This window comes from Streptomyces tricolor, assembly GCF_002155905.1.
In the GTDB taxonomy this organism is placed as follows: domain Bacteria; phylum Actinomycetota; class Actinomycetes; order Streptomycetales; family Streptomycetaceae; genus Streptomyces; species Streptomyces tricolor.
This window is the reverse complement of sequence record NZ_MUMF01000127.1, coordinates 1-8,641: the sequence shown is the minus strand read 5'-3', so window position 1 is coordinate 8,641 and position 8,641 is coordinate 1. Positions and strand designations below refer to the sequence as shown.

General features: G+C 72.7%; 11 protein-coding genes. 3 read left to right on the top strand and 8 right to left on the bottom strand.

Translation table 11 applies throughout. From position 1 onward, the window contains the following. From CCN44_RS10590 to rimP, 4 genes are all read right to left on the bottom strand, one after another. The coding region (locus CCN44_RS10590) for a translation initiation factor IF-2 N-terminal domain-containing protein (protein ID WP_143649685.1) at positions 1–217 on the bottom strand (217 nt) is incomplete at its 3' end. Between the two features lie 134 nt (positions 218–351). Further along, positions 352–648 (bottom strand): YlxR family protein, encoded by a 297-nt coding sequence (locus CCN44_RS10585; RefSeq protein WP_059252914.1) that lies wholly within the window; start codon positions 646–648, stop codon positions 352–354. Between the two features lie 90 nt (positions 649–738). Continuing rightward, entirely contained in the window at positions 739–1,737 is a 999-nt protein-coding gene (gene nusA, locus CCN44_RS10580) for a transcription termination factor NusA (protein ID WP_059252913.1), read from the bottom strand. Between the two features lie 2 nt (positions 1,738–1,739). Beyond that, complete coding sequence (gene rimP / locus CCN44_RS10575) at positions 1,740–2,261, bottom strand: ribosome maturation factor RimP (RefSeq protein WP_059252912.1); 522 nt, start codon at positions 2,259–2,261, stop codon at positions 1,740–1,742. 250 nt (positions 2,262–2,511) lie between these two features. Here rimP and CCN44_RS10570 point away from each other — a divergent pair, with 250 nt between their 5' ends. From CCN44_RS10570 to CCN44_RS10560, 3 genes are read left to right on the top strand one after another with little or no spacing between them, the layout of a single operon-like run. Beyond that, positions 2,512–3,015 carry a hypothetical protein gene (locus tag CCN44_RS10570; RefSeq protein WP_059252911.1) on the top strand — a complete coding sequence of 168 codons (504 nt, stop codon included), beginning with the start codon at positions 2,512–2,514 and terminating at the stop codon, positions 3,013–3,015. Further along, positions 3,012–3,512 (top strand): ferritin-like domain-containing protein, encoded by a 501-nt coding sequence (locus CCN44_RS10565; protein WP_086697470.1) that lies wholly within the window; start codon positions 3,012–3,014, stop codon positions 3,510–3,512. The genes CCN44_RS10570 and CCN44_RS10565 overlap by 4 nt, the downstream gene beginning before the upstream one ends. Positions 3,513–3,558: 46 nt before the next feature. After that, the gene (locus CCN44_RS10560) at positions 3,559–4,458 is read left to right on the top strand and encodes an aminoglycoside phosphotransferase family protein (RefSeq protein WP_086697469.1); all 900 of its coding nucleotides are present in this window, start codon (positions 3,559–3,561) and stop codon (positions 4,456–4,458) included. Between the two features lie 71 nt (positions 4,459–4,529). Here CCN44_RS10560 and CCN44_RS10555 read toward each other — a convergent pair whose 3' ends face one another. The 4 genes from CCN44_RS10555 to CCN44_RS10540 all read right to left on the bottom strand — a co-directional run. Further along, positions 4,530–6,233: a proline--tRNA ligase gene (locus CCN44_RS10555; protein WP_086697468.1), complete on the bottom strand. Its 1,704-nt coding sequence runs from the start codon at positions 6,231–6,233 to the stop codon at positions 4,530–4,532. Between the two features lie 42 nt (positions 6,234–6,275). After that, positions 6,276–6,851 carry a GNAT family N-acetyltransferase gene (locus CCN44_RS10550; RefSeq protein WP_086697467.1) on the bottom strand — a complete coding sequence of 192 codons (576 nt, stop codon included), beginning with the start codon at positions 6,849–6,851 and terminating at the stop codon, positions 6,276–6,278. 20 nt (positions 6,852–6,871) lie between these two features. Continuing rightward, positions 6,872–7,720, bottom strand: coding sequence for a GNAT family N-acetyltransferase (locus CCN44_RS10545; RefSeq protein ID WP_059252906.1), 849 nt, complete (start codon positions 7,718–7,720; stop codon positions 6,872–6,874). Positions 7,721–7,921: 201 nt separating this feature from the next. Beyond that, positions 7,922–8,641 (bottom strand): flavodoxin-dependent (E)-4-hydroxy-3-methylbut-2-enyl-diphosphate synthase (locus CCN44_RS10540; protein ID WP_158103085.1); only part of this gene is annotated, 720 nt, incomplete at its 5' end.

Genomic DNA, 8,641 nt, shown 5'->3' with positions numbered 1-8,641 from the left:
CGGCGGGCTTGGGGGCAGCCTTGCGCGGGGCGGGCTTACCGGCGGACTTGCCGGAGCCACCGCCCTGGAAGGCGTCGGTCAGCTTGCGTACAACCGGCGCTTCGATGGTCGAAGACGCCGAACGGACGAATTCACCGAGTTCCTGGAGCTTGGCCATGACGACCTTGCTCTCGACACCGAACTCCTTGGCGAGTTCGTAGACCCGGACCTTAGCCACTTCGCTCCTTTGAGGTCCGGGTTGAAGCCGGACCGTCGCTAGTTCATGGGCGTACTCATCGAGTGCTCATCGCAATCTCGACCTGCTTTCGACTCGCGAGGTACCAGACCGCACGGGGTTCCGTACGGCATGTCTTACGTCGTTGCCTGCTCGGCAACTGTTGTCTGCTCGACGTATCGGCGCAACGCCTTTGTGTCGAGCGGTCCCGGGACGCGCAGTGCCCGCGGGAACGCCCGGCGGCGTACCGCCTGGTCGAGACAGACCAGGGCGGGGTGGACGTACGCACCCCGGCCGGGCAGCGTACCGCGAGGATCGGGGACGCAGGCGTCCTCGATCTTCACGATCCGCAGCAGATCGTTCTTGGCCGCCCGCTCCCGGCACCCCACACAGGTGCGTTCAGGGCATGCTCGGGCGTGCGTCCGGCCAGACACAGCTAAGTCTACCTCCCCGTACCGACCTCACCCCTTTGGGGCAAAGATCGAACGGCTGTTGTCGTGATTCAACCGATGTGCGGCTTGGATCTATTCCCCGGTCCGGTCCGCGGTCTGCTCGGTGTCGGGCCGGATGTCGATCCGCCAGCCGGTGAGCCGGGCCGCGAGGCGGGCGTTCTGGCCCTCCTTGCCGATGGCCAGCGACAACTGGTAGTCCGGCACGGTCACCCGGGCGGAGCGGGAGGCCATGTCCACGACCTCCACCTTGCTCACCCGAGCGGGTGACAGCGCGTTGGCGACCATCTCGGCCGGGTCGTCCGACCAGTCCACGATGTCGATCTTCTCGCCGTTCAGTTCGCCCATCACGTTGCGCACCCGGCCGCCCATGGGGCCGATGCAGGCGCCCTTGGCGTTCAGGCCCGTACGGGTGGACCGTACGGCGATCTTCGTGCGGTGACCGGCCTCACGCGCGATCGCGGCGATCTCGACCGAGCCGTCGGCGATCTCCGGCACCTCCAGGGCGAAGAGCTTCTTCACCAGATTGGGGTGCGTGCGCGAGAGGGTGACGGACGGACCGCGCACGCCCTTGGCCACCCGGACGACGTACGACCGCAGGCGCATGCCGTGCGGGTAGGTCTCGCCGGGCACCTGCTCCTGCACCGGCAGGATGGCCTCCAGCTTGCCGATGTCCACGAGCACGTTCTTCGGGTCGCGGCCCTGCTGGACCACGCCCGTGACGATGTCGCCCTCGCGGCCGGCGTACTCGCCGAGCGTCGCGTCGTCCTCGGCGTCGCGCAGCCGCTGCAGGATCACCTGCTTGGCGGTGGTCGCGGCGATGCGGCCGAAGCCGGACGGCGTGTCGTCGAACTCGCGGGGCTCCTGCCCCTCCGCGAGGTCCTCGGGGTCCTCCTTCGCCCACACGGTCACATGTCCGGTCTCCCGGTTGAGCTCCACGCGCGCGTGTCGGCGGCTTCCCTCGGTGCGGTGGTAGGCGATGAGGAGGGCCGACTCGATCGCCTCGACCAGCAGGTCGAAGGAGATCTCCTTCTCCCGAACCAAGCCCCGCAGGGCGCTCATGTCGATGTCCACGGCTACGCCTCCTCCTCTTCCTTCATGGCCTTCTTGCTGTCCTTGCTGTCCTTGCGGCTGAACTCGACCTGCACGCGCGCCTTGGCGATCTCCGGGAAGCCGAGTCTGCGGGTGGTGGCCTTGCGGCCCTTCACCCCGGGCACCTCGACGTCGATGCCCTCCTGGTCGACCTCCAGGATCCGGGCGACCAGCTCGCCGCCCTCCGTGAGCTGGAACTTCACCAGCCGGTCGGTGGCGCGCACGAAGTGCCGGTGCTCGGTGAGGAGGCGCTCCGCGCCGGGGGTTCCGACCTCCAGGTCGTACGCGCCCTCGCCCATCGCGTTCGTCTCGTCCAGCTTCGCCGAGAGCGCACGGCTCACATCGGCGATCGCGTCCAGGTCCGCTCCGGTGTCGGAGTCGACGACCACGCGCAGCACCCGCTTGCGCCCCACGGAGTCCACGGCGATCTCTTCGAGATCCAGCCCCTGGGAGGTGACGAGCGGTTCCAGCAGCTCTCGCAGCCTCTCGCTCTGGGTGGTGCTCATCCGGGTGACTCCTCGGCCGCGTGTGCTGTTGTGGGATGGGTCGCGTGTCAGGTCAAAGGGTATCGGGTCGCGGGCAGTGATGTTGCCTCCGGCCGGGGCACGGGGTGCCGTCCGGTGCGGGGGCCGTGCTGTCGGGCGGGTGGGTCCGCTGAGCCGGTGACACGTGGTCGAGGGGTTCGCGGGTACCGTGATCAGCGGCGGGCCGGCGTTCCCGCCCGTGTGTTCGTACGAGCCCCCGAGGACGTCAGCCGTGCCGTACCCGCCACCGTCGCGCATCCCCTCGGGGCCGCGCAGAAGATCCCTGCTCGCCTCGGCCGCCGGGGCAGCCCTCCTGGTGGGCTGCTCGGACGGGGCGGGCTCCGGCGACGCCGGTCCGTCGGCCGCCGAGCGGGCACGCGCGCGTGCGGCGCGGGACAGCCGGGAGCTGCTGGAGCGCTACGACGCCGTGCTCGCCGCGCACCCCGGGCTGGCGGAGCGGCTGCGTCCGCTGCGGGCCCGGGTCGCGGCCCACGCGGCGGCCTTCGAGGACGGTACGACGCCGACGCCGGCGCCCACCCGGTCCTCGGCCGCGCCGGCGCCCGTCCCGGCCGCCGAGAAGGACGCCCTCGCCGGGCTGGCCGCCGCCGAGCGCGCCCTCGCCGACCGGCGCGCCGAGGAACTGCTGGAGGTGCCGGGCGAGCCGGCGCGGCTGCTGGCGTCGGTCGCGGCGGCCGGGGCCGCGCACGCCTACCTGCTGACGGAGGGAACCAGGTGAGCGAGGGGACCGAGCAGGCCGCCGCGGCCGAGCTGAGCGCGTTGCAGGCGGCGCTGGCGGCGGAGCACGCGACGGTGTACGGGTACGGCGTCGTCGGCGGCCGGATCGGCGAGCGGCGCCGGGCCGAGGCCCGGGCGGCCTACGACGCCCACCGGGCGCGCCGGGACGCCCTGGTGCGCGCCGTGCGTGACCTGGGCGGCAGCCCGGTCGCCGCGAGCGCCGGGTACGCGCTGCCGTTCCCGGTCCAGGACGGGACGGCGGCGGTGCGGCTGGCCGCGCGGCTGGAGGAGCGGCTGGCCGGGGTCTACGCGGACCTGGTGCGGGCGGCGACCGGCGCGCGACGGGCCGACGCGGCCGGGGCGCTGCGGGAGGCCGCGGTGCGGGCGGTGCGCTGGAGCGGACAGAGCGTAGCCTTCCCTGGGCTCGCCGAGCGGTCCGGCGAGCAGACGGGTGCGGCCGGTACGACCCCATCGGCCACCGCGTCGGCGACGCGTTAGCCACCGCAGGGCCCGACAGCACGCGACAGGAAGGAACGACTCGCGCATGGCTTTCGAAGCGCCGCGGCGCCTGGTGCGGGCGCTCGGTGAGACGGCACCGGCCGGGGACGACTGGCTGGCGCGGCTGCCCGCGACGGCCGAGCAGGCCGTCGCCCGGCGCGAGTTGACCGTCGAGCGGGTGCAGGTGCCGGGCGGGCGCAGCAGCCTGGTGGTGCTGGTGCGGCGGGCGGACGGCACCCCGGCGGTGCTGAAGCTGGCGCCGCCCCGGGCGCGTCCGGAGAGCGAGCGGGCGGCGCTGGCGCACTGGGGCGGGCTGGGCGCCGTACAGCTGCTGGAGAGCGTGGCGGAGGACGGGGCGCTGCTGCTGGAGCGGCTGCACCCGGATGTGTCGGTGCGGTCGCTGCCGGAGGCGAAGGCGCTGCTGGAGGCGGCGGGGACGCTGCGCCGGCTGTGGGTGGAGCCGCCGGCCGGGCACGTCTTCGAGACGGTCGCCGAGCGCACCGGACGGCAGGCGGCGGCGATGCGGGCGAGCGCGGAGACCGACCCGGAGGCGGCGCCCCTGGTGGACGCGGCGCTCGCCGCCCGCGAGGAGCTGCTGGCCGCGCCGCCCGAGCAGCGGCTGCTGCACGGCACGTTCCGGCAGAGCAAGGTGCTCGCCGGGGAGCGGATGCCCTGGCTCGCGGTGGGCCCGGACCCGGTGGTCGGCGAGAGCGCGTTCGACCTGGCCCGGCTGGTGCGGGACCGGGTGGAGGACCTGATCGCGGCGCCGTCCGGACCGGCCACCACCCGGCGCCGGATCAAGCGGCTCGCCGAGTCCCTGGAGGTCGATCAGGAACGGCTGCGGGGCTGGACGCTGTTCCGGGCCGTGGAGTCCGGGGTGCGGGCCTTCCGGGTGGGGCGGCCGAAGGACGGGGAGCTGTTGCTGGAGTTCGCCGGCTGGCTGTAGCGCCGGCGGTGCGGCCCGTGGCGGCAGCGACGCCCCCGGGTGTCCCGGGGGCGTCGTCGGTCGGCTCGGTGCTACGCCGTCAGGCGGGCGATCGCCTCCTCGACGGTCAGCTCCTCGCGCTCGCCGGTCTTGCGGTCCTTCAGTTCGAGGACGCCCTCGCCGGCGCGGCGGCCGGCCACCAGGATCTGCGGGACGCCGATCAGCTCGGCGTCGGTGAACTTCACGCCCGGGGAGACACCGGCCCGGTCGTCCACCAGGACGCGGACGCCCGCGGCGGCGAGCTTCTCGGCGACGTCCAGCGCCAGCTCGGTCTGGAGCGCCTTGCCGGCGGCGACGAGGTGCACGTCGGCCGGGGCGACCTCCTTGGGCCAGACCAGGCCGTGCTCGTCGGCGGTCTGCTCGGCGAGCGCGGCGACGGCGCGGGAGACGCCGATGCCGTAGGAGCCCATGGTGACGCGGACCGGCTTGCCGTTCTGGCCGAGGACGTCGAGCTTGAGGGCGTCGGCGTACTTGCGGCCCAGCTGGAAGATGTGGCCGATCTCGATGGCGCGGTCCAGCTTCAGGCCGGTGCCGCACTTCGGACAGGGGTCGCCCTCCTGGACCACCACGACGTCCACGTACGCGTCGACCTCGAAGTCGCGGCCGGCGACGACGTTCTTCGCGTGCGTGTGCTCCTTGTTGGCGCCGGTGACCCAGGCGGTGCCGGGGGCCACGCGCGGGTCGGCGATGTACTTCACCTTCTCGCCCAGGCCCTGCGGGCCGACGTAGCCGCGGACCAGGTCGGGGCGGCCGGCGAAGTCGGCTTCGGTGACCATCTCGACGGCGGCCGGGGCGAAGTGCGCCTCGACCTTGTCCAGGTCCACCTCGCGGTCGCCGGGCACGCCCACGGCGACGATCTCGCCGTCCACCTTGACCAGCAGGTTCTTCAGCGTGGCGGAGGCGGGGACGCCGAGCGCGGCGGCCAGCGTCTCGATGGTCGGGGTGTCGGGGGTCGGGATCTCCTCCAGCGCGGGCACGGCCGAACCGTCGACCGGCTTCAGCTCGTAGGTGATCGCCTCCGTGTTGGCGGCGAAGTCGCAGTGGGGGCAGTCCGCGAAGGTGTCCTCGCCGGCCTCGGCGGGGGCGAGGAACTCCTCGGACTTGGAGCCGCCCATGGCGCCGGCGGTGGCCGCGACGATGCGGTAGTCGAGGCCGAGGCGCGCGAAGACGCGCTGGTAGGCCTCGCGGTGCAGGGCGTAGGAGGCGCCGAGGCCCTCGTCGTCCAGGTCGAAGGAGTACGAGTCCTTCATCAGGAACTCACGGCCGCGCAGGATGCCGGCGCGGGGGCGGGCCTCGTCGCGGAACTTGGTCTGGATCTGGTAGAGGATCACCGGCATGTCCTTGTAGGACGTGCACTGGTCCTTGACCAGGAGGGTGAAGATCTCCTCGTGGGTGGGGCCGAGGAGGTAGTCGCCGCCCTTGCGGTCCTTGAGCCGGAACAGCTCCTGGCCGTACTCGTCCCAGCGGCCGGTGGCCTCGTAGGGCTCACGCGGCAGCAGGGCGGGCAGCGAGACCTCCTGGGCGCCGATGGCGTCCATCTCCTCGCGGACGATGCGCTCGACGTTGGCGAGGACCTTCTTGCCGAGGGGCAGCCAGCTCCAGATGCCGGCGGCCGTGCGGCGGACGTAGCCGGCGCGGACGAGGAGCTTGTGGCTGAGGACCTCGGCGTCCGCCGGGTCGTCGCGCAGCGTCTTCGCCATCAACTGGGACATGCGCTGGACCGGTGCGTTGGCCATGGTTCTCGTACTCCTGCCGGGTAAGGGTGATGGCATAGGAGGTTAGCCGGGCCGCCTGGGCCGGTGGAAATCGGATACGCCCCGGCCCTGCTTGCGGCGCAGCGGAAGGGGGGCGCCCATCACGGCGTACGGCCGCGGCGCGCTCGGGAAGTGGACCTGGCGGGCGAGGTCGACGTAGCCGAGGGAGTGGTAGAGGCCGCGGGCGGGGCTGTCGGTGTCGATCGCGGAGAGGATCGAGCGGGGTTCGGCGGCGGTGTCGGTGATGGTGGTGATCAGCCGTCGGCCGATGCCGCGGTTCTGGTGGTCGGGGTGGACGTGCAGCTCGGTGATGACGAAGGAGTCGTCCAGCCAGCAGTCGTTGCCGCCGGCGCGCAGGTAGGGCTCCACGACGGTGGACCACCAGTGGGTGCGGCTGTTGGGCATGCCGTAGACGAATCCGATCAGCCGTCCCCGGCTGGTGGCGCCGAAGGCCCGCGCGCCGTTGTACTGCATGTGGCGCTGGACGATCTGGCGGCGTACGGCGACCTCGTCCGGGCCGAGTCCGAAGGCGAGGGCCTGCACGGCCAGGGCCTCGTCGACGTGGGCAGCGAGGTCCAGGGGGCCGATCACGAGGTCCATGCCGGGAGCGTACAGGGCCCTCAGAACAGAACGCTCATGAAGGCGCCCACCTCTTGGAAGCCCACCCTGCGGTAGGTCCGGCGCGCCGCCGTGTTGAAGTCGTTCACGTACAGGCTGACGACGGGGGCCACGTCGGCCAGGGCGTAGCGCAGCACCGCCGCCATGCCGGGGGCCGCGAGCCCCCTGCCCCGGTACTCGGGGGCCACCCACACGCCCTGGATCTGGCAGGCCTGCGAGGTCGCCGCGCCGATCTCCGCCTTGAACACGACCCGCCCCCGGTCGTCGACGCGGGCGAAGGAGCGGCCGGCGCCGACGAGTTCGGCGACCCGGGCCTGGTAGAGCAGGCCGCCGTCGCCGGCCAGCGGGGAGACGCCGACCTCCTCGGTGAACATCGCCACGCAGGCCGGCATGATCGTCTCCATCTCGTCCTTGCGGACGCGGCGGACGTACGGGTCCGGGGCGATGTCGGCCGGCATGCGGTCGGTGACCATCAGCGGCTGGTGGGCGCGGACCTCGCGGGCCGGGCCCCAGTGCGGCTCCAGCAGCCGCCACAGCTGGGCGGTGGGTTCGGCGGGGCCGACGATGGAGGAGCAGCGGCGGCCGGCCCGGCGGGCGCGGTCGGCGAAGGCGCGGACCGCGCGCGGGGTGGCGCAGATGGGGACGAGGTTGGCGCCCGCGTAGCACAGGGACGTGAGCATGCCGTCCTCGTACCAGCCCCACATCTCGCCGCCGAGCCGCCACGGGTCGAGGCCCGCGACCTGGACCCGGGACGTCACGAAGGCGTTCGCGACCGGCTCGCGGTCGAGAACGGCGAGCGCGGCGTCCAGGTCGCTCGGTTCGAGCACCCGTGAGGTGGTCTGGGTCAACACGTGGCGGGGCCTCACGACGGGGTTCTGCTGGTCCCCGCACTATAGCTGCGCTGCTTGTGCGGTGCGCCTTCCCGTTCGGGAGGCTCGGGCCCGTTGGCGTGTACCGGTCCGTTGTGGTTGTTCGCGCCCCCGCGGAGGAGCCGCATAGCGAGCACGGCCCCGCGCCCCTTTCGGGGCGCGCCCCACCGGCGTCGAAAAGGCTCAGCCCGCCACCGAGACGGTCGGTTCGCCGGAGGCCGTGCCGTCCTTCTCCATCTGCTCCGCCAGCTTCATGGCCTCCTCGATGAGGGTTTCCACGATCTTGGACTCGGGCACGGTCTTGATGACCTCGCCCTTGACGAAGATCTGGCCCTTGCCGTTGCCGGAGGCGACGCCGAGGTCGGCCTCGCGGGCCTCGCCGGGGCCGTTGACGACGCAGCCCATGACGGCGACGCGGAGCGGTACGTCCATGCCGGTCAGGCCGGCGGTGACCTCTTCGGCGAGCTTGTAGACGTCGACCTGGGCCCGGCCGCAGGACGGGCAGGAGACGATCTCCAGGCCGCGCTGGCGGAGGTTCAGCGACTCCAGGATCTGGATGCCGACCTTGACCTCCTCGGCCGGCGGGGCGGACAGGGAGACGCGGATGGTGTCGCCGATGCCCTGGCTCAGCAGCGCGCCGAAGGCGACGGCGGACTTGATCGTGCCCTGGAAGGCGGGGCCGGCCTCCGTCACGCCCAGGTGCAGCGGGTAGTCGCACTGCTCGGCGAGCTGCCGGTAGGCCTCGATCATCACGACCGGGTCGTTGTGCTTGACGGAGATCTTGATGTCGCGGAAGTCGTGCTCCTCGAACAGGGACGCCTCCCACAGCGCCGACTCGACCAGCGCCTCCGGGGTCGCCTTGCCGTACTTCTGGAGCAGGCGGCGGTCCAGCGAGCCGGCGTT

Bases quoted from the DNA above. Each gene is read 5' to 3' on its own strand.
- rimP (WP_059252912.1), bottom strand. From the start codon at position 2,261: ATGAGCACCACCCAGAGCGAGAGGCTGCGAGAGCTGCTGGAACCGCTC.
- CCN44_RS10560 (WP_086697469.1), top strand. From the start codon at position 3,559: ATGGCTTTCGAAGCGCCGCGGCGCCTGGTGCGGGCGCTCGGTGAGACG.
- CCN44_RS10555 (WP_086697468.1), bottom strand. From the start codon at position 6,233: ATGGCCAACGCACCGGTCCAGCGCATGTCCCAGTTGATGGCGAAGACG.
- CCN44_RS10550 (WP_086697467.1), bottom strand. From the start codon at position 6,851: ATGGACCTCGTGATCGGCCCCCTGGACCTCGCTGCCCACGTCGACGAG.